The following is a 21,884-nucleotide window of genomic DNA, read 5'->3' as shown; positions in this document are numbered from 1 at the left end:
CCCGGTGGAGTCTGCCCGGAGTCGCTAGCGTCCTGCGGCATGATCGGTGCTGCGGACACCCGCGAGACGGCGACCACGATGGCCGAGGCCGCGCGTGCCTGGCTCGACACCCTCGACCCGGGCCGGCGGGAGACGGCCGTCGGGCACGCCCCGACCGGTGACGACGACGCCGACGCCGAGCGCCGCCGCTGGTTCTACACCCCCACCGACCACGGTGGACTGACCTTCCACGACCAGCTCCCGCCGCAGCAGCGGGCCGCGATGAAGCTCGTCGGCTCGGGGCTGTCGCGGGCGGCGTACGTGACCGTCGCGACGGTGATGGGGCTGGAGAACGTCCTCGACCACACCGAGGGCTTCGTGACGCTGTTCGACCGCACCCGCGGCCGCGACCCGCAGATGTACTACCTGCGGGTGTTCGGCGAGCCGGGGGACACCGGGACCTGGGGCTGGCGCTTCGGCGGGCACCACGTGTCGATCAACATGCTGGTCGTCGACGGGGTGGTGGTCGCCTCCACACCGTGCTTCCTGGGTGCCGACCCGGCGACCTCCGAGCTCCTCGGCGACGCCGTGCTCCGCCCGCTGGGCCGGGTCGAGGACCTCGCCCGCAACCTGGTCCGCGCGCTGCCGGCCGAGCTACGCGAGCGGGCGGTGCTGCTCGACAAGGCACCGCCCGACCTCGTCGCGGCCAACCGCACCGACCCGCAGGAGGGCGACAGCTGGATCCCGCTCGCCGGGATCTGGCGCACCCGGTCGTTCGCCGACCCCGAGCAGCAGCGCGCGCTCGACGACATGAGCGAGGCCATCGAGGAGCGGTCCGCGTTCACCGACGCCCAGAAGGAGGCCGTCGCGCTGTCGCGGACCCCGGCCGGCGTGTCGGCGTCCGACCTGGATGCCGAGGGCCGCGAGATGCTGCGCGCGCTGCTGGGCACCTACCTGGAGCGGGTCGCCGGGCCGCTGCAGCCGATCTCCCGCTACGACGACGACACCGCGCTCGACGCCGTGCACCTCGCCTGGGCGGGACCGCTGGAGGACGGTGCCCCGAACTACTACCGCGTCCAGGGCCCACAGCTGCTCATCGAGTGGGACAACACCCAGCGCGACGCCAACCACGCCCACTCCGTGTGGCGCGACCCGTCGGCGGACTTCGGGCTCGACGTGCTCGGCGCGCACCGGGCGGCGCACCACCTCGGCCGAGGCGGTCAGTCCCGGTAGGCGGGTGCCCGGCTCGGGCCCTCCCGGTGGTCACGCTCCAGCAGCGGCCGCCAGCGCGGCGCGACCAGGGTGGACAGCACCACCACGCTGGTGGAGCGGGCCACCAGGGTGGATCGGCCGAGCGCGAGCAGGGTGTCCTGCAGGTCCTCGTGTGACGACGCCGCGAGCCGGCACATCACGTCCGACGAGCCGGTGGTCGCGTACGCCTCGGTGACCGCGGGCAGCGCGGCGAGCTCGGCGGCGACGTCGCCCAACTCGCCCTGCGCGATCTCCAGCGTCACGAACGCCTGCACGCCGTACCCGGCGGCCGGGAGGTCGACGTCCGGGCCGTACCCGGTGACGACCCCGGCACGTTCCAGCCGGTCCAGCCGCGCCTGCACCGTCCCACGGGCGACCCGCAGCGTGCGCGAGAGCTCCAGCACCCCGGCCCGCGGCCGGTCGCGCAGCGCGGCGAGCAGGTCGACGTCGAGGGCGTCCAGGGACAGCACCTGGCGAGCCTATCGTTGGCAAGATCCTGGCAAGTGTTGACAAGCTTGCGCAACGAACGGCACGCTTCCTCCGTGGCACCCACCCTGACCGATGTCGCCCGGGCGGCGGGCGTCGCCCTGTCCACGGCTTCGCGGGCCTTCTCCGACCCGGACCGGCTCGGCGCCGACACCCGCCGGAAGATCCTCGCCGCGGCCCAGGAGCTGGGCTACGCACCGCGGGCCGTCGAGACGCCGCCGGCGCCCGCCACCTCGACCGTCGCCGCGATCGTCCCGGACATCGCCAACCCGGTCTTCTCCCGTTTCGTGAAGGCGGCGCAGGCCCGGGGCCGGCAGAGCCGGACGACGGTGGTCGTCGCCGACACCGACTACGACCCCGAGCGCGAGCGCGAGACCATCGCCGACCTGCGCGGCCGGGTCGACGGCGTCGTCGTCCACTCGTCGCGTCTCGACGGGGGCGAGGTACTCGACCTGGTCGGGGCGACGCCGTCGGTGCTGGTCAACCGGGAGGTGGCGGGCGGGCACTGCGTCACCGCCGACTCCGAACAGGGGCTGCGCCAGACCGTCGACCACCTCGACGCGCTCGGGCACCGCCGGATCGCCTACGTCCAGGGCCGCCGGGACTCCTGGTCCAATCAGCACCGCACCGGGCTGCTCCGCGCGCTGGTGGCCGAGTACGGCCTGGAGCTGGACCTGCTCGGCTGGCACACCGAGACCGTCGACGGCGGTACCGCGGCCGCCGCCCGGGTGCTCGCCAGCGGCGCGACCGCGGTCGTGGCCCACAACGACCTCGTCGCCCTCGGCCTGCTCACCGGCGCCCGCGCGCTCGGCGTGCGGGTGCCCGACGACCTGTCGGTCGTCGGCTTCGACGACATCCCCTTCGCCGCGTTGTCCGATCCGGGCCTGTCCAGCGTCGCCACCCCGATGGACCGCGCCGGGACGCTCGCCCTGGAGATCCTCGGCCGGGCTGCCGCCGGCGAGCGGACCGCGCTGCGTGCCATCCGTCTGCCCACCCATCTCGTCGTCCGCGGCACCACCGCCCCGGTGCGCGTCGCCCTGGAGGTCACCCCGTGAAGATCGTCGTCGCCGACCAGAACCTGCTCGGGGTCCGTGCCGAGCTGGAGGCCGGGCTCCCTGTGGGCAGCGAGATCGTCTGGCCCCCGGCGCGCGACACCGCCGCCGTCGCCGAGGCGGTGGCCGGCGCCGAGGTCCTGATCGGCGGGCGGTGCCCGAAGGAGGTCGGTGTGGCCGGGCCGGACCTGCGGCTGGTGCACGCGGCCGGTGCCGGGACCGACGGGATCGTGGTCGACGCGCTGCCCGTCGGGTGCGTCGTCGCGAACACCTTCCACCACGAGGACTCGATCGCCGAGTACGTCCTCGCGTCCACGATCCTGCTGCGCCGCGGGTTCCTCGCCCAGGACCGCGCACTGCGGGCGGGGGAGTGGCCCACCCCGGCCTACGACCCGTCCGCGCCATGGGTGGACTCGCTGTCCGGTGCCGTCGTGGGCCTCGTCGGTCTCGGGCACATCGGGGCCCGCGTCTGGGACCGGTTGCGTGCACTCGGCGCCCGCGGTGTCGCGGTGACCCGGCGCGGCGCGGTCGATGCGACCGCCACCGGCCTGGACTGGGCGGGCAGCACCGCCGACCGGCTGGGTGAGCTGCTCGCCGTCGCCGTCGCCGTCGCCGTCGCCGACGTCGTCGTGGTCAGTGCGCCGCTGACCCCGGAGACCGAGGGGTTGCTGGGCGCATCCGAGCTCGCCGCGATGCGCCCCGGAGCCGTACTGGTCAACGTCGGCCGTGGCCCGCTCGTCGACGAGCACGCGCTCTACGCGGCCCTGCGCGACGGCGCGATCGGCGGTGCCGCGATCGATGTCTGGTACGGCTACCCGCCCGCCGGGAGCACCCACGCCGCGCCGTCGTCGCTGCCCTTCGCCGAGCTGGGCAACGTGCTGATGACCCCGCACTCGTCGGGACTGACCCGCCAGACCTTCCTCGGCCGGGCCGCCGACATCGGCGCGAACGTGCACCGGCTCGTCGCCGGCGAGGAGCTGCGCGACGTGGTGGCGGTGGCCCGGTGAGCGACCGCATCGTCGCGGCCGAGGTCCTCCTGACCTCACCCGGGCGCAACTACGTCACGCTGAAGCTCACCACCGCCGACGGCGTCGTCGGCTGGGGCGACGCGACCCTCAACGGCCGCGAGCTCGCCGTCGCCGCCTACCTGCGCGAACACCTGTGCCCGCAGCTCGTCGGCCGGGACCCCGGGCGCATCGAGGACACCTGGCAGTACCTCTACCGGGGCGCCTACTGGCGGCGCGGCCCGGTCACCATGACCGCGATCGGCGCCGTCGACCTCGCACTGTGGGACATCCTCGGCAAGACCGCGGGGCTGCCGGTGTACCGGTTGCTCGGCGGCGCGGTGCGGGACCGGGTGCGCGCCTACACCCACGCCACCGGCTGGGAGACCGCGCAGCTGTGCGACGCCGTCGACGCGGCCGTCGAGCGCGGGTTCACCGCGGTCCGCGTCCAGACCGGGGTGCCCGGCCTCGACACCGTCTACGGCGTCGGTCGTGGCCCGGGCTACGAGCCCGCCGGCCGGGGCACCGTGCCCGCCGAGGAGACCTGGGACACCGCGGCCTACCTGCGCCACGCACCGGCCGCGCTCGCCGAGGTCCGGGCGCACACCGGGCCGGAGCTGGCGCTCCTGCACGACGCCCACCACCGGCTCACCCCGATCGAGGCGGCCCGGCTCGGCCGCGCGCTGGAGCCGGTCGACCTGTACTGGCTCGAGGACGTCACACCGTGCGAGAACCAGGAGGTCCTGCGCCGGGTCCGCGCCCACACCACGACCCCGCTCGCGATCGGCGAGGTGTTCTCCACGATCTGGGAGTTCCAGCAGCTGATCACCGAGCAGCTCATCGACCACGCCCGGGCCGCCGTCACCCACGCCGGCGGGATCAGCTCCCTGCGCCGGCTCGCGGCACTGGCCGACCCGTGGCAGGTCCGGATCAGCCCGCACGGCCCGTCGGACGTGTCGCCGGTCGCGATGGCCGCGGCCCTGCACGTCGCGCTCGCGACGCCCAACCACGGGATCCAGGAGTACATGGGTCACCCCGGACCGGCACACGAGGTGTTCCGGCACGCCTGGAGCTGCGTCGACGGCCACCTGCACCCCGGCGACGCCCCCGGGCTCGGTGTCGACGTGGACGAGGCGCTCGCCGCCCGGTTCCCCTACGAGCCCGCCCTGCTGCCGGTCGCGCGCCGTCGCGACGGCTCGATGACGGACTGGTGAGGGCCGTGCCGGCCCGACAGCACCCCGGAATCGTCCACCTCGGACTGTCCAACTTCCACCGCGCCCACCAGGCCGTGCACACCGCCGCCGCGCTCGATGCGGCCGACGGGCCCTGGGGGGTCCTGGGCGTGGCGCCGCGCAGCACCGCCGTCGCCGACGCCATGGCCGCCCAGGACCTGCGCTACACCGTCGTCGAGATCTCCCCGGCGGGGGAGCGCGCCGTCGTCCCGGCCGTGCACACCGGGGTGCGGGTCGCCGCCCGGGAGCCGGACGCGGTGCTGACCGCGCTGTCCGCCCCCGGCACCCGGATCGTCTCGCTCACGGTGACCGAGCACGGCTACACGCTCGACCCGGTCACCGGCGGGCTCGACCTCGACCACCCCGGTGTCCGCGCCGACCTGCGCGGTGACGCCGCTCCGGGCACCGCGATCGGCCTGGTGGCCCGTGGGCTGCTGCACCGGGCCCGCGCCGGCGCGGCTCCCGTCACCGTGCTGAGCTGCGACAACCTGCTCGGCAACGGTGACACCACCGCCCGGCTGGTGCACGGGTTCGCCCACGCCATGGCCCCGGCCGAGCGCGAGGAGCTCACCGCCTATCTGGCCGGGGTGACCTTCCCGAACAGCATGGTGGACCGGATCGTCCCCGCGACGACGGACGCCACCCGGGCCGCCGCCCACCTCACCGGTGTCGACGACGCCGTCCCGGTCCCCGCCGAGCCGTTCAGCATGTGGGTGCTGGAGGACCGGTTCGCCGCGGGCCGCCCGGCCTGGGAGTCGGCCGGTCGCGGTGTCCCGGGCGCGGTGTTCACCGACGACGTCGCCGGCTACGAGCTGCTCAAGCTGCGGCTGCTCAACGGCACCCACTCGATGCTGGCCTACCTCGGGGCACTGGCGGGGCAGGACCTCATACCCGGTGCCGTGGCGCACCTGGCCGTCCGCGCCGCTGCCGAGCGGGTCCTGCACGACGAGTACCGGCCCACCGTCCCGGTGCCCGCGGGCGTCGACATCGACGCCTACGCCGCCCGGCTGGTGGAGCGCTGGTCGAACACCGCGCTCGGCCACCGCACCCGCCAGGTCGGCTCGGACGGCTCGCTGAAACTCGCCCAGCGCGTCCCGGGCCCGGCGGCCGAGCACTTGGCCGCCGGACGCATGCCCCATCACCTGGCGCTCACCGTCGCCGCGTGGCTGGCCTGCGTCGCGCCGCCGCCGGGGTCCGACCCCGGCCCACATGCCGCCGCGATGCACGAGCCGGCCCGCGAGCGGCTCGCCGCCACGGCGACCGGCCCGGCCGCGGACCACGTCCGTGCGGCCTGCGCACTGCTCGGTGGCGAGCCCGGACCCGGGTTCGCCGACCGCGTCACCGACCTGTTCATCGTCCTGACCCGGCACAGCGTCGACGCCGCCGTCGCCGAGGCCGCTGGTGGGAGGACCGCCGCATGACCGCTCCCGTGATCCCGGATCGCACCCGCGCGGCCGTGCTGCACGCCCCCTTCGACCTCCGGGTGGAGGACATCCCGGTCGTCCGGCCCGCACCCGGGGAGGTGCTCGTCGCCGTGGAGGCGGTCGGGGTCTGCGGTTCCGACGTCCACTACTTCACCGACGGGCGCAACGGCCGCAACGTGCTGCGCGCCCCGATGGTGCTCGGGCACGAGGCGGCCGGTGTGGTCGTCGAGCTGGGCGACGACGTCGACGGTCCCGCCGTCGGGACCCGGGTCGCGGTGGAGCCCGCCGTCGGGTGCGGGACGTGCCCGACCTGCCGCTCGGGTGCCTACCACCTGTGCCCCGCAGGCACCTGCCTCGGCTCGCCGCCCACGCACGGGGCGATGTCGGGCTACCGGGTGGTCCCTGCCCGCGCGGTGCACCCGCTGCCCGACACCCTCGACACCGAGACCGCGGCCCTGGTCGAGCCGCTCGCCGTGGCCGTGCACGCGGTGCGCCGCGCCGGGGTCGTGACCGGGCACCGGGTGCTGGTCACCGGGGCGGGGCCGATCGGTGTGCTGGTCGCGCAGGTCGCGCGGGCCGCCGGGGCGCACGACGTCGTCGTCACCGATGTGCACGACGCCCGGCTCGACCGTGCAGCCGCGCTCGGCGCGACCGCCGTCGTCAACACCGCCCGCGACGACCTGCCGGCCGCCGCCTTCGACCGCCTGCTGGAGTGCTCCGCGGTGCCCGCCGCGCTGTGGCAGGGCATGCACGCGCTCGCCCCGGCGGGCCGGGCGACCGTCGTCGGGCAGGCGCCGCCGTCCGTCGACGGCCTGCCGCTGGCACTCATGCAGCGCTGGGAGATCGACCTGAACGCCTCCTTCCGCTCGGCGCACGCGTTCCCGACCGCCGTCGGGCTCGCCGCGGCCGGCCGGGTGGACCTCGCCGGTGTGCTCACCGGCCGGTTCGCCCTCGACGAGGCACCCGCCGCGCTCCGTGCCCCGGGTGCCGATCCGCGCCACCTGAAGGTCGTCGTCCGTCCGGGCGGATGAAGCGACCTACCCCACCCGTCGACCACCGCCCCGTAGCGGGGCCCGATCCATCCGAGGACGTATGGACACGAGCGGAACCACACCGGACAACACGGTCAGGGCCGACGACCGCCCTGCCGACCCGCGGGCGACCCGCAGGGCCGCGTGGGCAGGCCTGGTAGGCACCACCCTGGAGCAGTACGACTTCGTCATCTACGGCACCGCGTCCGCGCTGGTGTTCTCCACCCTGTTCTTTCCCAACATCTCCCCGGCGGCCGGCATCCTGGCCAGCTTCTCCGCCTACGCCGTCGGGTTCCTCGCCCGGCCACTGGGCGGGCTGTTCTTCTCCCGCTACGGCGACCGGCTCGGCCGCAAGTGGATCCTCGTCGTCACCCTGATGCTGATGGGCGGCTCGACGTTGCTGATCGGGTTGCTCCCGACCTACGGGACGATCGGGGTGCTCGCGCCGGTGCTGCTGGTGCTCTGCCGGTTCCTGCAGGGGTTCGGGGCCGGCGCCGAGCAGGCCGGCGCCGCGACGCTGCTCACCGAGACGGTCGGTCGTGGCCGCCGGGGCCGCTACGCCTCGCTGGTCATGGTGGGTGCGGCGCTGGGTACCGCGCTGGGCGCGGTGGTCTGGGTCGCGGTCCAGCAGCTCGGCCAGGAGGCGCTGCTCGCGTGGGGCTGGCGGCTGGTGTTCGCGTCCAGCCTGGTCGTCACCGTCGTCGCCATGATCATCCGGCGCAGGCTCGACGAGAGCCCGGTCTTCACCGAGCTGAAGGAGACCCACGTCGCGCCGCGCCGACCGGCGGCCGAGGTGTTCCGGCACGGGCGGCGGCCGATGCTGCTGGTCCTGTTCATGAACGTCGGCGCCAGCGCGCAGTCCTACACCTTCCAGGTGTTCGTCGCGTCCTACCTGGTGTCCTCGATCGGTGTGGACGCGTCGTTCGTGCCGCAGGTGCTCCTGGTCGGGGCGATCTGCGGGGGCATCGCGGCCTTCGGGTTCGGGGCGCTGTCGGACCGGTTCGGGCGCCGTCCGGTCTACTCGACGATCCTCGCCGCCATGGTCCTCCTGCCGGGACCCGCGTTCATCGCGTTCGGCACCGGGAACCTGGCCGCGATCGTCGTGACCATGATCGTGAGTTTCGTCCTGGCGGTGAACGGCGCCGTCGGGGTCCAGATGAGCTGGTTCCCCGAGCTGTTCGGCAACCGCTACCGCTACGCCGGTGTCACTCTGGGCCGGGAGTTCTCCTCCGCGCTCGGGGTGGGGTGGCGCCGCTGATCTGCGCCGCCCTGATCGGGGCGTTCGCCGGGTCGTGGATCCCGGTGGCGGTCTACATGTCGGGCATGGCGGTCATCAGCCTGGTCGCGGCCCGGATGGCGCCGGAGACGGTCGACCGGGACCTGACCGTGCCGCAGGATGCGGGCGCGGTCGTCCCGGCCGACGGCGCGCCGGTCCGCTGAGACCCGGTGCCCGCCCGTCGCTGCGGGCGGGCACCGGTCTCAGGCCGCCGGCACCGGGCCGCGGCGGGCGAAGTCCGGGGCCCGCTCCGGACGGAACCCCACACCGACGAGGTAGGCGGGCACGATCTGCAGCGCCGGGACGCGATGCATCAGCCGCAGCAGCGGAACCGGGGGACCGTCGCGCCGCCCCGTCAGGGCCGGGCCGGCCATGGTGCGGTGCATGATCCGCTGGAGGCCCTGGACCAGCACCGTCGGGAGCAACCTGCGGTCGCGGACCCGGCCGAGGTCCCGCTCGGTCAGGGCACCCCGCTGCAACGGGGCGGCGAGCAGGGTCGCGGTGGCCACCGCGTCCTGGATCGCGAGGTTGATCCCGACGCCGCCGATCGGGGACATCGCGTGCGCGGCGTCGCCGATGCAGAGCAGCCCGTCGACGTGCCAGCGGCGCAGTCGGTTGAGCTTCACGTCGAGGTGCTTCACCTCGTCCATCGAGGCGATGTCGTCGACCCGGTCGGCGTACTCCGGCATCAGCTCGGCGAGGTCGGCCCTGAGCGCCTCGATCCCCGCGGCACGCAGCCGCGCGTCGGCGCCCTTGGGTGCCATGTAGCCGATCTGGTAGTAGCCCTCGCGCGGGATGACGACCGCGAAGCGCCCGTTCCCGATCCGCGGGCGGAGGGAGGCGTGCATCTCCTCGGGGCGGCGCGGCAGCCGGAACCACCAGGTGTCGAACGGGACGTCGTACTCGGTCACGGGCAGGCCGGAACCGTCCCGCAGGATCGAGTGCCTGCCGTCGCAGGCGACCGTGAGGTCGGCCCGGATCTCGCCGGTGGTCTCCTCGCCGGGCGCGGTCGTCTTCGCGTACCGGACGCCGGCGACCCGCCCGTTCTCCCGGACCAGCGAGGTGGCGCGGGTGTCGAGCCGGAGATCGAAGGTGGGTTCGTCGGCGGCGGCGTCGGCGAGCAGGTTCAGCAGGTCCCACTGCGGGACGAGCGCGATGTAGGGGTGGCGGACCCCGATCCGGCGCAGCAGCGACAGGTTCCCGATCCGCTGCGCGCCGCCCCGCCCCTCGGGGATCACGACCTCCTCGACCCGGCTCTGCGGCAGCGCGGCGAACCGCTCGCCCAGCCCCAGGTCGTCGAGCAGGTCCAGGGTGGTGGGGTGCACGGTGTCCCCGCGGAAGTCCCGCAGGAAGTCGCCGTGCTTCTCCAGCACGGTCACCTCGACCCCGGCCCGGGCCAGCAGCAGGCCCAGCATCATCCCGGCCGGGCCGCCCCCGACCACACAGCACGTCGTCCGCTCCGACATCATGCCCCCTAATTTCAACTGGCGTTGAATTAAGGCGAGTATGCGCCTGCGGGGACCGTCGCGCAATCGGTGTGACCTGCCGTGCTCAGCCGCCGAAGCGGCCCCGGGCCGACTCCGGGATCAGCGGCCGCTCGCCCCGGACCCGCAGCTCCTGCACTGCCCAGGTGTTGCCGTCGGGGTCCGCGAAGCCGAAGAAGGTGCCGCCGTCGCGCTCGTCGAGCACCGTCACCTCGCTGCACTCCACCCCGCGTCCGACGAGCTCGTCGCGCGCGGCCCGGGCGTCGGCGACACAGAGCTGCAGCCCGCGCATCGAGCCCGGCGCCATCTCGTTCTGTGCCGGCAGCGAGCCGACGACGATCGAGCAACCCGAGCCCCGCGGCGTCAGCTGGGCGATGTGCATGTGCTCGGTGCGGGTGTCGTGGTCCAGGTCGAAGCCGACCCGGTCGCGGTAGAAGGCGACCGCCGCGTCGAGGTCCGACACCGGCAGCACGACGACCTCGAGTGTCCAGTCCATGGTGGGTCCTCTCAGGAGTGCGCCGCGGCGCGGAAGGAGTGCAGGAGCGCGGGGCCCTCGGGCCCGTCCCACATCACCTGGGTCAGCAGCAGGGAGATCACACCGCTCGACGGGTCGGAGCGCCAGCCGGTGCCCAGGCCGCCGTCCCAGCCGTAGCGTCCGCCGTCCTCGACGGCCAGGCCCAGGCCCCAGCCGCAGCCGTCGTCGAGGAACGGGGCGGCACCGGCCCGCTGCGCGGTGCTCAGCCGGTCGGAGGTCAGCTCGGCCACCGCGCCGGGGGACAGGACCGGGCTGCCGCCCGCGCGCAGGGCCCGGGTGAACGCGAGCAGGTCGTCCAGGGTGGAGACCAGGCCGCCGCCTCCGGAGGGGAACACCGGCGGGGCCGACCACGCGCCGTCGACCGGGTCGGTCACGGTGAAGCCGCCGCCGGGTGCGGCGGCCAGCAGCGGGACGAACCGGTCCCGGTCGGCGACGGGCACCGAGAAGCCGGTGTCGCGCATGCCGAGCGGGGCGAACACCCGCTCGGCGAGAACCGTCGATAGGTCGGTGCCGCAGCGGCGGGCCAGCAGGACACCGAGCAGGTCGCCGGAGGTGTGGTACAGCCAGCGCGACCCGGGCTGTGCGACGAGCGGCACCGCGGCGAGCCGCGCGGTCCAGGTGTCGGGGTCGGGGAGCGGGTAGGACCCGGGTGGTCCGTCGCTGCCGAGCCCTGCGGTCGCGCGCTGCACCGGCAGCTCGGCCGGGGGCCGGGGGAGCATCCCCATCCCGCAGCGGTAGGTCAGCAGGTCGTACAGGGTGATCGGCCGGCGCGCGGGGACGGTGTCGTCGAGCCCGGCGGCCTCGTGGCGCAGCACCCGCGGCGCGGCGAACTCCGGCAGCCACGCCGCGACCGGCTCGTCGAGGTCGAGCATCCCGTCCTCGACGAGTGCGAGCGCGGCGACCGCGACGACCGGCTTGGTGACCGAGGCGATCCGCACGATCGTGTCGCGGCGCAGCGGGTGTCCGGCGCCGTCGTCGCCGAGGACGTGCACCCCGGTGCCGTGCCGGGGATGGTCGACGGCCGCGACGATTCCGGGGACGCGCTCGGTGGCGACGGCGTCGCCCAGGATCTGGGCGGTGGGGTCCGGGGTGACGGGCACGGGGCCTCCCGGGGTCGGTGGGTCTCACCCCTCTCGACCGCGGTGGCCCCGCGAACTCATAGTTTGATGCCGACCCCGCCCACGATGCACCGCTGCACCGGGTCCTCGCCGCGCAGCTGCGGACCGTCGGGCCACCACCGGTAGCAGGGGACGATGCCCGGGTCGACCAGCTCGAGGCCGGGGAACAGCCCGGTGATCTCGGCGAGGGTGCGGAACCGGCCGCTGCCCATCGGGCTGTGCACGAAGACCTGCTCCATCCGCCGGGCCAGCTCGCTGTCGGCGTTCTCCGGGTCGAAGAAGTGCGCGATCGCGACGACGCTGCCCGGAGCGAGCCGCTCGACGTAGCGGGCCATGATCGCCTGCGGGTCCACGGCGTCGTCGAAGTGGTGGATGGTGCCGATCTGGAACAGCGCGACCGGCTGGTCGAGGTCCAGGAAGCCCTGCACCGACGGGTCCGCCAGCACCGACTCCGGCTCGCGGATGTCGGCGGCGGAGAAGCGGGTGAACTCGTTGTCCTCCAGCAGCGCCCGGCCGTGCGCGATGACGGTCGGGTCGTTGTCGACGTAGGCGACCCGGGCCTCGGGCTGGAGCCGCTGGACCACCTGGTGGGTGTTCTCCGCGGTCGGCAGGCCGGAGCCGCAGTCCAGGTACTGGGTGATGGAGGTCTGGGTGGCGACGAAGCGCGCCGCCCGGATCAGGAACGCCCGGTTGTCGACGGCGAGCAGGTTGACCTCGGGGGCGATCTTGCGGACCCACTCGATGGTCTCCCGGTCGACCTCGTAGTTGTCCTTGCCGCCGAGGGCGTAGTCGTAGACCCGGGCGATGCTGGCCTTGGTCGTGTCGATGTACGCGGGAGCGCGACCCTCGGTCGGCTGGGCCATCGGCGGAGTCCTCACTGCGTCGTCGGCGGCGTCGCGCCGGTGCGTCGGTCGGTGCCCGGACGACGCCCGTCGTGGCGCCGATCACCGGTGCGGTCACCGTAGCGGACCGACCCGATCGGGCACGCACCGTCACCGTCCGGACGTGTCCCGTGATCGAGACCGCTGATGAACTGCGGAACCGTTGTGTAGTCTCGGTCACCCGATCGGCAGTCCCCGCAACCGCAGGAGCCCGTACCGGTGGTCCCCAGCCCGAACAGCCCCACCCCGCCCGGTGCCGACCGCGGCCCGACCGCGCGGCGCATCGTGCTCGGATCACACCTGCGCCGGCTGCGGGAGCGCGCGGGCATCTCCCGGACCGACGCGGCGTACGCGATCCGCGGCTCGGACTCGAAGATGAGCAGGCTGGAGTCGGGCAAGGTCGGGTTCAAGCAGCGCGACGTCGCCGACCTGCTGACGATGTACGGCGTCGCCGAGGGTCCCGAGCGCGACCAGGTCCTGTCGATGGCCGAGGAGAGCAACTCCAGCGGCTGGTGGGCCCGCTACAACGACGTCGTCCCCGGCTGGTTCGAGGACTTCGTGGGTCTGGAGGCCTCGGCGTCGCGCATCTCGTCCTACGAGCTGCTGTTCGTCCCGGGGCTGCTGCAGACCGAGGAGTACGCCCGCGCGGTCGTCAGCGGCGGACACGCCGACCTGCCGCCCGTCGAGCGGGCCGACGTCGAGAAGCGCCTGGAGGTGCGGCTGCGACGCCAGCGCGTGCTGCACCGCAAGGACGCACCGACCTTCTGGACCGTGCTCGACGAGGCCGTGCTGCACCGACCGGTCGGCGGGGAGGGAGTCTTCCGTGCCCAGCTCGACCATCTCATCGAGCTGTCGTCGCTGCCGAACGTCGTCGTCCAGCTGCTGCCCTGGGACCTGTCCGGCTACGGCGCCGAGCACGCCTTCACCATGCTGCGCTTCGCCGAGCCCGAGCTGCCCGACCTGGTCTACCTCGAGGAGATGACCGGGGCCTCCTATCTGGACAAGCGGGCCGACGTCGAGCGCTACGGCCGTTCGATGGACCGGCTCACCATCGACGCGCTCAGCCCGGCCGAGACCAAGCAGGCACTGAGCAAGCTGCGCGCCGAGCTCTGACCTGCACCGACGTCGCTCCCGGGCGACGAGCGGCGCCCGTTCCCGGGCCTCGGGCGCCACGCTCCGACGTCGACCGCCCACGGCCCGTGCACCGCAGTCGGGCGCGGACGGGCGACCGCCGGGCGCGTTCCGTCCTGTTTTGCACGACCGAGCCGCTTGCCCACTGCTAGGGTTTGACGCAACGGAGAATGCATATGCAGATGAGGTGAGCATTCGCATGGACCAGATGCACCTGAGCGGCCCCGCGGCGATCGATTCGCTGACGTGGCGCAAGAGCGTGCGCAGCGGCTACCAGGGCAACTGCGTCGAGCTCGCCGTCGTGACCGGGGGGACCGTGGCAGTCCGCAACTCGCGGGACCCGCACGGCACCGTGCTCGCCTTCCCGGCCAGCGAGATGGCCGCCTTCCTGACCTCGATCAGGAACGGCGAGCTGGACGACCTCGCCTGAGCGTCCGCCGACCTCCCGCGGGCGGCCGGCCCGACCCCGGCCGCTCGCGGTGAGCCGAGAATGATCTTCTCGGTGTAGGAAGGAACGGTGAGCCGTTCCGATCAGGCCCCGTCCTACCGCGGGGCCAGCGCCCACTACCTGTCCCCGGCGCGACGGGACCCGGTCAAGGTCGGCTCCGAGGAGCCGGTCACCCGGCGGGTCATCGCGAACGCGCTGGCCGCGTTGCACCTGCGGCCCGGCGCCCCCGTCGCCGTGCTCGACGTCGGGTCCGGCACCGCCGACGGGTTCGCCCTCCTCACCCGCCCGGAACCGGGCGCCGCGCCGATCGTCGCGGAGGACCGGCTGCGCTACGTCGGCCTCGACGTCGACCCGGAGATGGTCGCCACCGCACGGGTCACCGTCGGCTCGCCGTCGGCGTCGTTCGTGCTCGGCGACGTGCGCGATGCGCTGCCCGACGGCGCGTTCGACCTGTACCTGTCCTGCGGCGTCCCCTACTCCCACCTCACCCGTGACGAGCTCGTCGCCGCGCTGGGGTCGGTGCTGGCCGCCGTGGCGGCCCGGGGCCGACGGGCTGCGGTCGTCGTCGACGTCCTCGGCCGGTACTCGGTGGAGTGGCAGCCCCGCTGGGGCACCGAGCGCTGGGACTACGCGATGAGCTTCTTCGCCGGCGGCGGCGAGGCGATCTCCGAGCCGATGACGTTCTACGGCCGTGCCGAGCTGGACGCCACCGTCGACGCCGCGCTGGCCGGCAGCGGCGCGCGGCTGGTGTCGCGCACCGCCGTCGACCGGTCGGTCCTGGTCGGGCGGCACACCGCCACCGGCACCTTCCACCCGTCGGTGCCGCGGTTCCGGACCCTGGTGAACGACCTGGTCCGCGACCCGTCCCGGGTCGACCCCGACGACCTCCGGTTCACCCCGGCGACCGGGGGAGCACCGGAGGAGGCGCTGGCCTGGCTGCGCGGGTTCGCCGACCGGTGGAACGGCGCCCTGGAGCCGTACCGGGGGGCGGGGCCTCTCGCCGGGGCCGAGGCCGCCCGGCTCGCCGGGACCCTGCTCGGACTCGAACGGGCCGCGGGCCCCGGCCTGGGCGTGGGTCACTCGTTGACCATGACGCTGGTGGCCGAGCCCGCCTGAGCACGGCCCCGCCGCTCAGTGGTGCCGGTCTGTGAGGGGCGGGAAGCGGTTCGGGCCCTCGTCCTGCTCGAACATCTCCGCGGCGGGCCCGACGATCAGCCGGTCCGGCGCGGAGGCCACCCCGGTGTCCTTGCCGGGGTAGTCGAACAGGCCCAGGACGTGGCGCATCGCCTCGAGCCGCGCGCGCTTCTTGTCGTTGCTCTTGATCACCGTCCACGGGGCGTCCTTGGTGTCGGTGTAGAAGAACATCGCCTCCTTCGCCTCGGTGTAGGCCTCCCACTTGTCCAGCGAGGCCAGGTCCATCGGGGACAGCTTCCACTGGCGCACCGGGTCGACCTGACGGATGAGGAAGCGGGTGCGCTGCTCGTCGCGCGAGACCGAGAACCACAGCTTGACCAGGTGGATCCCGGACCGGACGAGCATCCGCTCCAGCTCCGGGGTGGCCCGCAGGAACTCCATGTAGGAGCGGGGGTCGGTGAAGCCCATGACCCGCTCGACGCCGGCCCGGTTGTACCAGGACCGGTCGAACAGCACGATCTCCCCGGCCGAGGGCAGGTGCGCCACGTAGCGCTGGAAGTACCACTGGCCGGCCTCGCGCTCGGTCGGCTTCTCCAGCGCCACCACCCGGCAGCCGCGGGGGTTGAGGTGCTCGGTGAACCGCTTGATCGTGCCACCCTTGCCGGCGGCGTCGCGCCCCTCGAAGAGGACGACGATCCGGTCGCCGGTGTCCTTGACCCAGTTCTGCAGCTTCAGCAGCTCGATCTGCAGCAGCCGCTTCTGGTACTCGTACTCCTGGCGCGACAGGCGGTCGTCGTAGGGGTAGCCCTGGCGCCAGGTGTCGACCGGGCTACCCTCGGGGTCGACGAGGGTCGGGTCGTCGTCGTCGGAGTCGTCGACCCGGAAGTGCCCGGGATCGACCGCACCGGGGTACGGGATGAGGGGAGCGGGGGCGTCGGCCTGAGGCTCGACCGGGGTCTCGTCCACGTCCGGCAACGCTGCGCGCCGGGTATGGCCACCGGGCCACACCCGGATGACGTCCGGGTGATCAGCGGGCAGCGGGACGGGGCCGGTCGTGCCAGTAGCCCTGCGCGTGGACCCGGTCCGGGGCGACGCCCGCCTCGTGCAGCAGGCTGCGCACCCGCGCCACCCGGGTGCTCTCGGTGGCGTTCCAGGCGTAGAAGCGGTCGCCCAGGCGGGCGGCCGCGGCACCGTGGGTCTCGACCCAGTCGGTGACGGCGTCGAGCAGCGATCGCCCCGGCCGCCGGCAGACCTGCACGGTCACGCCCGGATGGACGCCGGCGAGCCCGACGGCGTCGGCCGGGTCGCCGACCTCGACCAGCACCCGGCCCCGGTGGTGCGGCGGGAGTGCGGCGAGGATGCCGCGCACGGCGGGCAGCGCCGTCTCGTCGCCGGTGATCAGCACCTCGGTGGCGGTGCCCGGGGCCCACTGCACGCCGTGGTCCGGGTTTCCGCGCCGCACGTCCGGCCCGGAGAGCAGGACGGCGTCGCCGGGCCGGGCGGCCGCCGCCCACGCGCTCGCCGGACCCGGCCGGGCGTGGCAGAACACGTCGAGCTCGACCTCGCCGCGCCCCGGCCGGACCGCCACTGGGGTGTAGCTGCGCGGCACCGGCCGCGTGTCGGCGGGCAGCTCCCGCAGCCGGGCCCGCCACTCGCGTTCGGGCAGGCCCGACGCGAGCGAGGCGGGATAGCCGACCTCCGTCGGTACCAGCAGCTTGATCCGCTGGTCCCGGCCGTGCGGGGCGAACCGCGACAGCTCCGGCCCGCCCAGGACCAGCCGCCGGAACCCGGGGGAGGGCACGCCCACGGCGAGTACCCGGGCGGCGAACAGGACGTTCGGCGACCCCGCCAGCGGGCTCACCGGCCCAGCGTCCGCTCGATGTCGTCGAGCACCTTCTGCCCGCCGAGCGGACCGACCCCGGTGATCCAGACCGACTGGTCGACCGGGTGCAGCCGCGGGAAGACCTGCGCGCGCACCGCCTCGACCGCGGGCGGCACCGCCGACGGTGACGCCGGGTCGGTCGCGGTCAGGAACACCTCGTCGGCGCGGGCCTGCTGGACCAGCTCGGGGGACAGGTCCACCGAGATCGAGTTCTCCCAGTCCCGGGGCGGGATGGTGAACCCGGCGCACTCCAGGGTGCCGCCCGCGAACGACGTCGGCCCGTAGAGGGTGAGGAGGCCGTCGCGGGGGCGGATCATCTGCGCGGTGCGCCCGGCCGTGTCGTGCGTGCGCGCGACCTCGGCGCACCGGTCCCGGTAGCGGGTGAGCAGCTCCTCGGTGTCGGCCTCCCGGCCGAGCACCCGGCCGACGAAGCGGACGTTGTCCTGCCACGGGTCGGCCTGCGAGGCCATGAACGCCGTCGGCGCGATCGCGGCGAGCCGGTCGTACAGCGCGGCGTGCCGGGACTCGGTGCCCAGGATCAGGTCGGGCCGCTGGGCCGCGATCCGTTCCAGGTCGGGCTCGGTGACGGTCCCGACGACCGTCACCCGCGCGCCGGCGTCGCCGAGGTAGGCGGGCACCCCGGTGCCCTCGGACAGGACCGCGGCCCCGACCGGCGGGGCGTCGAGGGCGACGGTGGTGTCGAGCTGCACCGGCTCCAGCACGACGACCCGCCGCGGCGCGGCCGGGACCGTGACCTCGCCCCGTGCGGTGGCGACCGTGCGGGTGCCCTCGTCGTCGGTGGGGTCGGCGCCGGGCGTGGAGGAGCACGCGGCGAGGAGCAGGGTGAGCAGGGCGGCGAGGGCCACCGCGGCCCGGGACGGCGTCACGGACGGTCTCCTTCGGTCAGGTGAGGCGACCCTAACCCGAGACCGGTGGGGGATGGGCTGTCCGGTCCGACGGAAGTCCGGTCGCCCACGAGCGCACGACCGGGGACCCTGTCGGGCGATGATCGACCAGTTCCTCCGCGACGGCTGGGTGCACCTCCCGGGCGCGTTCACGACGGCGACGGCGGCCCGGTGCCGGGCCCTGCTGCGCGCCGAGCTGCTGCGCACCGAGGGGGTCGACCTCGACGACCCGGCCGGCTGGAGGGCCCCGGTGCTGCGGGTGGCCGGCACGGGCGACCCCGCGTTCACCGCGTCGGCCACCACCCCCGCCCTGCACACCGCGTTCGACGCGCTGGTCGGTCCCGGCCGCTGGCGGCCCCGGACCGGGATGGGCACCTTCCCGATCCGCTTCCCGGTGCCCGGCGCGCCCGGCGACGACGGATGGCACGTCGAGTCGTCCTTCTCCGGTCCCGACGGCGGACCGCGGCTGTCGGTGGACTCACGGGGCCGGTTCCTGCTGATGCTGTTCCTCTACACCGACGTCGGCCCCGACGACGCCCCGACGCTGCTGCGGTCCGGCTCGCACCACGAGGTCGCCCGGCTGCTCGCACCGCACGGATCCGCCGGCGCTGACTGGATGCCGTTCTGCGGCGAGGCGGTCCGCGCGACCGCGGGATGCCGGGAGGTCGCCGCGACCGGCCGCGCCGGCGACGTTTACCTGGTGCACCCGTTCGTCGTGCACGCGCCCAGGCGATGTCCCCGGCCGCCCGATGGCCACGGGTGATCGCCCAGCCTCCGCTGGAACCCGCGCGCGAGCCGGCGTTCGACCTGATGGCCGGGACGGCCCCGGTCGAGCGGGTGGTGCGCGAGGCGCTGGGGTGAGGGGTCAGAGCTGCACCCCGCGGGTCAGCGCCCCGTCGACCACGAGGCTGGTGCCGCTGATCCGGCTCGCCCGCGGGCTGACCAGCGAGACGACCGCGTAGGCGGTCTCCTCCGGGGTGCCCATCCGGCCCGTCGGGTTGAGCCCCATCGCGTGCGCGTACAGCGCGGGGTCGTTCTGCTCGACGTTCGCCCACACCCCGCCGGGGAAGTAGACGTTGCCGGGGGAGACGGCGTTGGCGCGGATGCCCTTCGGGGCGAGGTCGAAGGCCAGGCCGGAGACGTGGTGCACCAGCGCGGCCTTCATGACGCCGTAGGAGCCGTCGGCGAAGTCGATCTCGCGACCGGAGACGCTGGACACCGCGGTGACCGAGGCGGCGTCGCTGCGCTCCAGGTGCGGCATCGCGGCGTCCACCAGGCGCACCGTGTGCAGCAGGTCGATCTCGAAGCTCGAGCGCCAGTTCTGCTCGCCAGGGCCGATCGCGAGCGCCGAGACGTTCGCGACGACGGCGTCGACGGCACCGAATCGGTCGGCGGCGGCGGCGACCCAGCCGGCCAGCGCGTCGCCGTCGGCGACGTCCACCGCGGTCCCGGCCACCTCACCGGCGCCGGAGGCGCGCAGCTCCTGCTCGGCGGCGGCGACCCCGTCGGCGTCGCGGGCGCAGAACGCGACCCGCGCGCCCTCCGCCGCCAGCCCGGCGACGACAGCGCGCCCGATCCCGCGCGACCCTCCGGTCACGAGCACGACGCGGCCGTTCAACAGCATGTCCATGACAGGGGCCTTCCTCTACAGGAAGCGGGCCTGCTCGCGCAGGTGACGGTGGACGCCGCCGTAGGCCGCGGCCGTGGGCAGCAGCGCCTTCGCGATCTTGGTGACGGCGCTGTAGTTGGTGTCGACGACGTTGGCCAGCGGCGACTCGGCGGCCTGGGTGAGCAGCTGGTAGGCGTCCAGCCGGTCCAGCCCGTAGAGCTCGCCCAGCCAGGCGATCATCCCGACCTGGCTGGCCCGCCAGGCGTCCTCCAGCGGGCGGGCGGACCCGACGACGACGTAGTGAGCCTTTTTCAACCTGACCAGCGAGCTTCTGCGTCAGGAGATCGCGAAGGTTGCAGCGCAACTGCTCTGACCACAGCTGCACAGGTCACCGGCTCGCCAGCTCGGCGTCTGCACCCACACAACCAGGCCCCTGAGCTGCCGGAACGGCAGGTTGAAAAGGGCTCAGTGGGTGTCGGTCTCGATCCGCGGCCAGGCCGGGGCCGGGGAGTTCTTGATCAGCTCGACGATCAGCACGACGTCCATCGCGCCCTCGACCGCCGTGCCGCAGCTCTCGCCCTCGCCCTGACGGTAGTGGCCGTCACCGACCGAGAAGAGTGCGCCGGGCACGTTGACCTGCAGGTAGCAGGTGGCCCCGGCGCGCATCTCCGGGGTGTCCATGTTCCCGCCGAACACGTCGGGGACCAGCGAGCTGCGCACCTCCCGCCCGGGCGGGGCGACGCCGACGGTGCCGAGCATCGGGTTGCACGGCAGCTCCAGACGCAGGTCCGCGCTCGTCGCCTCGAACAGCACCGTCCCCGCGGCCCGGTCGAGCTGGTAGATCCAGGTCCGCTCGGGCAGCGGCCCGTGCAGCAGCGCGGTGCGCTCGGTCGTCGACAGCGCCCCGAACAGCGGGATCAGCGTGGAGGCGCCCCAGTCCCGGGCCGGGGTCAGCTCCACGAGGTGGACGGCCAGGGTGTCGCCGGGCTCGGCGCCCTCCACGTGGAACGGTCCGGTCTGCGGGTTCACCTCGGTCATGTCGAGCACCGCGCTCGGACGGTCCGAGGTGGACGTGAGCCGCCCGGAGAACGCGTCCTCGGTCCACAGCCGCAGGCAGGTCCCGGGCGCGACCCGGCGCACCGGCGGCACGCCCCCGAAGGTCCAGGCGAACTCGTGCCGTTCCGGCCGGTATTCCACGACGTGCATGGATCGCATCCTGGCCCCCTCCGCGCGTCGCGGGCAACGGTTTCCCGGCCGCACCGCGACCGCCCGGTCGTCGAGGTCCCCGGGTGGGCCGCCGAGCCGGTACGTTCGCGCGATGGCCCGGTACTTCGACGTGCACCCGCAGAACCCGCAGCCGCGCAGCATCGGACAGGTCGTGGACCTCGTGCGCTCCGGCGGCCTGATCGCCTATCCGACCGACTCGTGCTTCGCGCTGGGCTGCTCGCTGGGCAACCGCGACGGCCTGGACCGGATCCGGCAGATCCGCAAGCTCGACGACCGACACCACTTCACCCTCGTGTGCGCGGAGTTCGCGCAGCTCGGGCAGTTCGTCCAGATCTCCAACGCCGTGTTCCGCGCGGTGAAGGCGTCCACCCCGGGCAGCTACACCTTCATCCTCCCGGCCACCAAGGAGGTGCCCAAGCAGCTGCTGCACCCGAAGAAGAAGACCGTCGGCGTGCGCATCCCCGACCACGCCACCACCCAGGCGCTGCTGGCCGAGCTGGGGGAGCCGCTGCTGTCCTCGACGCTGCTGCTGCCGGGCCACGACGAGCCGATGACGCAGGGCTGGGAGATCAAGGAGGAGCTGGAGAACCAGGTCGACGCGGTCATCGACTCCGGGGACTGCGGCACCGAGCCGACCACCGTCGTCGACCTGTCCGGCGACGAGCCGGAGATCGTGCGGCACGGTGCGGGGGACCCGTCGCGGTTCGAGTGAGCCCCCTCCGGCGCGGCCGCCCGGCCGCCCGTCGTGCCCGTCCGGGCACTCCCGGTGACCCGTCGGCGGAGTTGCGCCGCCCG

General features: G+C 74.3%; 24 protein-coding genes. 13 read left to right on the top strand and 11 right to left on the bottom strand.

What is annotated here, in order from left to right:
• The first annotated feature begins 39 nt into the window (after window positions 1-39).
• Window positions 40-1,212 (top strand): DUF3500 domain-containing protein, encoded by a 1,173-nt coding sequence (locus XF36_RS12810; RefSeq protein WP_060712161.1) that lies wholly within the window; start codon window positions 40-42, stop codon window positions 1,210-1,212.
• Here XF36_RS12810 and XF36_RS12805 read toward each other — a convergent pair.
• Entirely contained in the window at window positions 1,200-1,700 is a 501-nt protein-coding gene (locus XF36_RS12805; RefSeq protein ID WP_193394012.1) for an Lrp/AsnC family transcriptional regulator, read from the bottom strand. The two genes, XF36_RS12810 and XF36_RS12805, sit on opposite strands and share 13 nt — an antisense overlap.
• A 72-nt stretch (window positions 1,701-1,772) precedes the next feature.
• Between XF36_RS12805 and XF36_RS12800 the strand changes: the two genes are divergently transcribed.
• The 7 genes from XF36_RS12800 to XF36_RS33245 all read left to right on the top strand — a co-directional run bounded on the left by XF36_RS12800 (window position 1,773) and on the right by XF36_RS33245 (window position 8,899).
• Window positions 1,773-2,771, top strand: coding sequence for a LacI family DNA-binding transcriptional regulator (locus XF36_RS12800; protein ID WP_060712160.1), 999 nt, complete (start codon window positions 1,773-1,775; stop codon window positions 2,769-2,771).
• Complete coding sequence (locus XF36_RS12795; RefSeq protein ID WP_060712159.1) at window positions 2,768-3,775, top strand: 2-hydroxyacid dehydrogenase; 1,008 nt, start codon at window positions 2,768-2,770, stop codon at window positions 3,773-3,775. The genes XF36_RS12800 and XF36_RS12795 overlap by 4 nt, the downstream gene beginning before the upstream one ends.
• Window positions 3,772-4,986, top strand: coding sequence for a D-mannonate dehydratase ManD (gene manD, locus XF36_RS12790; RefSeq protein WP_020626336.1), 1,215 nt, complete (start codon window positions 3,772-3,774; stop codon window positions 4,984-4,986). The genes XF36_RS12795 and manD overlap by 4 nt, the downstream gene beginning before the upstream one ends.
• The gene (locus XF36_RS12785; protein ID WP_202968519.1) at window positions 4,983-6,425 is read left to right on the top strand and encodes a mannitol dehydrogenase family protein; all 1,443 of its coding nucleotides are present in this window, start codon (window positions 4,983-4,985) and stop codon (window positions 6,423-6,425) included. The genes manD and XF36_RS12785 overlap by 4 nt, the downstream gene beginning before the upstream one ends.
• Entirely contained in the window at window positions 6,422-7,459 is a 1,038-nt protein-coding gene (locus XF36_RS12780; RefSeq protein WP_060712158.1) for an NAD(P)-dependent alcohol dehydrogenase, read from the top strand. The genes XF36_RS12785 and XF36_RS12780 overlap by 4 nt, the downstream gene beginning before the upstream one ends.
• Window positions 7,460-7,520: 61 nt before the next feature.
• Entirely contained in the window at window positions 7,521-8,717 is a 1,197-nt protein-coding gene (locus XF36_RS12775) for an MFS transporter (RefSeq protein ID WP_202968518.1), read from the top strand.
• Entirely contained in the window at window positions 8,705-8,899 is a 195-nt protein-coding gene (locus XF36_RS33245; RefSeq protein WP_202968517.1) for a hypothetical protein, read from the top strand. Before XF36_RS12775 ends, XF36_RS33245 begins: the two co-directional genes overlap by 13 nt.
• 39 nt (window positions 8,900-8,938) lie before the next feature.
• On the opposite strand, the gene XF36_RS12770 is transcribed toward XF36_RS33245, so the two are convergent.
• The 4 genes from XF36_RS12770 to XF36_RS12755 all read right to left on the bottom strand — a co-directional run bounded on the left by XF36_RS12770 (window position 8,939) and on the right by XF36_RS12755 (window position 12,735).
• The gene (locus XF36_RS12770) at window positions 8,939-10,201 is read right to left on the bottom strand and encodes an FAD-dependent oxidoreductase (protein ID WP_060714658.1); all 1,263 of its coding nucleotides are present in this window, start codon (window positions 10,199-10,201) and stop codon (window positions 8,939-8,941) included.
• Window positions 10,202-10,286: 85 nt separating this feature from the next.
• Window positions 10,287-10,715, bottom strand: a complete 429-nt coding sequence (locus XF36_RS12765; protein ID WP_060712157.1) for a VOC family protein — start codon at window positions 10,713-10,715, stop codon at window positions 10,287-10,289.
• A gap of 11 nt (window positions 10,716-10,726) precedes the next feature.
• Complete coding sequence (locus XF36_RS12760; protein WP_060712156.1) at window positions 10,727-11,854, bottom strand: serine hydrolase domain-containing protein; 1,128 nt, start codon at window positions 11,852-11,854, stop codon at window positions 10,727-10,729.
• Window positions 11,855-11,910: 56 nt separating this feature from the next.
• Window positions 11,911-12,735 carry an SAM-dependent methyltransferase gene (locus XF36_RS12755; RefSeq protein WP_060712155.1) on the bottom strand — a complete coding sequence of 275 codons (825 nt, stop codon included), beginning with the start codon at window positions 12,733-12,735 and terminating at the stop codon, window positions 11,911-11,913.
• Between the two features lie 237 nt (window positions 12,736-12,972).
• On the opposite strand from XF36_RS12755, the gene XF36_RS12745 reads away from it, so the two are divergent.
• The 3 genes from XF36_RS12745 to XF36_RS12735 all read left to right on the top strand — a co-directional run bounded on the left by XF36_RS12745 (window position 12,973) and on the right by XF36_RS12735 (window position 15,448).
• Entirely contained in the window at window positions 12,973-13,866 is an 894-nt protein-coding gene (locus XF36_RS12745; protein ID WP_060712153.1) for a helix-turn-helix domain-containing protein, read from the top strand.
• A gap of 217 nt (window positions 13,867-14,083) precedes the next feature.
• Window positions 14,084-14,314 (top strand): DUF397 domain-containing protein, encoded by a 231-nt coding sequence (locus tag XF36_RS12740; protein WP_060712152.1) that lies wholly within the window; start codon window positions 14,084-14,086, stop codon window positions 14,312-14,314.
• 87 nt (window positions 14,315-14,401) lie between these two features.
• A complete protein-coding gene (locus XF36_RS12735; protein ID WP_060712151.1) occupies window positions 14,402-15,448 on the top strand; it encodes a class I SAM-dependent methyltransferase in 1,047 nt (348 codons plus the stop codon).
• A gap of 15 nt (window positions 15,449-15,463) precedes the next feature.
• Here the strand turns inward: XF36_RS12735 and ppk2 are convergent, their stop codons facing one another.
• From ppk2 to XF36_RS12720, 3 genes are all read right to left on the bottom strand, one after another.
• Window positions 15,464-16,432 (bottom strand): polyphosphate kinase 2, encoded by a 969-nt coding sequence (gene ppk2, locus XF36_RS12730; protein ID WP_060712150.1) that lies wholly within the window; start codon window positions 16,430-16,432, stop codon window positions 15,464-15,466.
• A gap of 61 nt (window positions 16,433-16,493) precedes the next feature.
• Entirely contained in the window at window positions 16,494-17,327 is an 834-nt protein-coding gene (locus XF36_RS12725; protein WP_060712149.1) for a siderophore-interacting protein, read from the bottom strand.
• Window positions 17,324-18,235 carry an iron-siderophore ABC transporter substrate-binding protein gene (locus XF36_RS12720; protein WP_202968516.1) on the bottom strand — a complete coding sequence of 304 codons (912 nt, stop codon included), beginning with the start codon at window positions 18,233-18,235 and terminating at the stop codon, window positions 17,324-17,326. The genes XF36_RS12725 and XF36_RS12720 overlap by 4 nt, the downstream gene beginning before the upstream one ends.
• A 118-nt stretch (window positions 18,236-18,353) precedes the next feature.
• Between XF36_RS12720 and XF36_RS12715 the strand changes: the two genes are divergently transcribed.
• Window positions 18,354-19,016 (top strand): phytanoyl-CoA dioxygenase, encoded by a 663-nt coding sequence (locus tag XF36_RS12715; protein WP_238589247.1) that lies wholly within the window; start codon window positions 18,354-18,356, stop codon window positions 19,014-19,016.
• A gap of 102 nt (window positions 19,017-19,118) precedes the next feature.
• Here the strand turns inward: XF36_RS12715 and XF36_RS12710 are convergent, their stop codons facing one another.
• From XF36_RS12710 to XF36_RS29505, 3 genes are all read right to left on the bottom strand, one after another.
• The gene (locus XF36_RS12710; RefSeq protein WP_060712148.1) at window positions 19,119-19,883 is read right to left on the bottom strand and encodes an SDR family NAD(P)-dependent oxidoreductase; all 765 of its coding nucleotides are present in this window, start codon (window positions 19,881-19,883) and stop codon (window positions 19,119-19,121) included.
• Between the two features lie 15 nt (window positions 19,884-19,898).
• A complete protein-coding gene (locus tag XF36_RS29510) occupies window positions 19,899-20,177 on the bottom strand; it encodes a hypothetical protein (protein WP_238589246.1) in 279 nt (92 codons plus the stop codon).
• 150 nt (window positions 20,178-20,327) lie between these two features.
• Window positions 20,328-21,068, bottom strand: a complete 741-nt coding sequence (locus XF36_RS29505; protein WP_238589245.1) for an acetamidase/formamidase family protein — start codon at window positions 21,066-21,068, stop codon at window positions 20,328-20,330.
• Between the two features lie 112 nt (window positions 21,069-21,180).
• Between XF36_RS29505 and XF36_RS12700 the strand changes: the two genes are divergently transcribed.
• Complete coding sequence (locus XF36_RS12700; protein WP_020623429.1) at window positions 21,181-21,801, top strand: L-threonylcarbamoyladenylate synthase; 621 nt, start codon at window positions 21,181-21,183, stop codon at window positions 21,799-21,801.
• The last annotated feature ends 83 nt before the right edge of the window (window positions 21,802-21,884 follow it).

Source organism: Pseudonocardia sp. HH130629-09, assembly GCF_001294645.1.
Lineage (GTDB): Bacteria > Actinomycetota > Actinomycetes > Mycobacteriales > Pseudonocardiaceae > Pseudonocardia.
This window is presented reverse-complemented; position numbering and strand designations above follow the sequence as displayed.

What these genes read in the sequence shown, in the direction of transcription:
- XF36_RS12770 (WP_060714658.1), bottom strand. Translation starts at nt 10,201, where the DNA reads ATGTCGGAGCGGACGACGTGCTGTGTGGTCGGGGGCGGCCCGGCCGGG.
- XF36_RS12700 (WP_020623429.1), top strand. Translation starts at nt 21,181, where the DNA reads ATGGCCCGGTACTTCGACGTGCACCCGCAGAACCCGCAGCCGCGCAGC.
- XF36_RS12715 (WP_238589247.1), top strand. Translation starts at nt 18,354, where the DNA reads ATGATCGACCAGTTCCTCCGCGACGGCTGGGTGCACCTCCCGGGCGCG.
- XF36_RS12765 (WP_060712157.1), bottom strand. Translation starts at nt 10,715, where the DNA reads ATGGACTGGACACTCGAGGTCGTCGTGCTGCCGGTGTCGGACCTCGAC.
- XF36_RS29505 (WP_238589245.1), bottom strand. Translation starts at nt 21,068, where the DNA reads ATGCACGTCGTGGAATACCGGCCGGAACGGCACGAGTTCGCCTGGACC.
- XF36_RS12740 (WP_060712152.1), top strand. Translation starts at nt 14,084, where the DNA reads ATGGACCAGATGCACCTGAGCGGCCCCGCGGCGATCGATTCGCTGACG.
- XF36_RS12755 (WP_060712155.1), bottom strand. Translation starts at nt 12,735, where the DNA reads ATGGCCCAGCCGACCGAGGGTCGCGCTCCCGCGTACATCGACACGACC.
- XF36_RS12810 (WP_060712161.1), top strand. Translation starts at nt 40, where the DNA reads ATGATCGGTGCTGCGGACACCCGCGAGACGGCGACCACGATGGCCGAG.
- XF36_RS12775 (WP_202968518.1), top strand. Translation starts at nt 7,521, where the DNA reads ATGGACACGAGCGGAACCACACCGGACAACACGGTCAGGGCCGACGAC.
- XF36_RS12710 (WP_060712148.1), bottom strand. Translation starts at nt 19,883, where the DNA reads ATGGACATGCTGTTGAACGGCCGCGTCGTGCTCGTGACCGGAGGGTCG.
- XF36_RS12780 (WP_060712158.1), top strand. Translation starts at nt 6,422, where the DNA reads ATGACCGCTCCCGTGATCCCGGATCGCACCCGCGCGGCCGTGCTGCAC.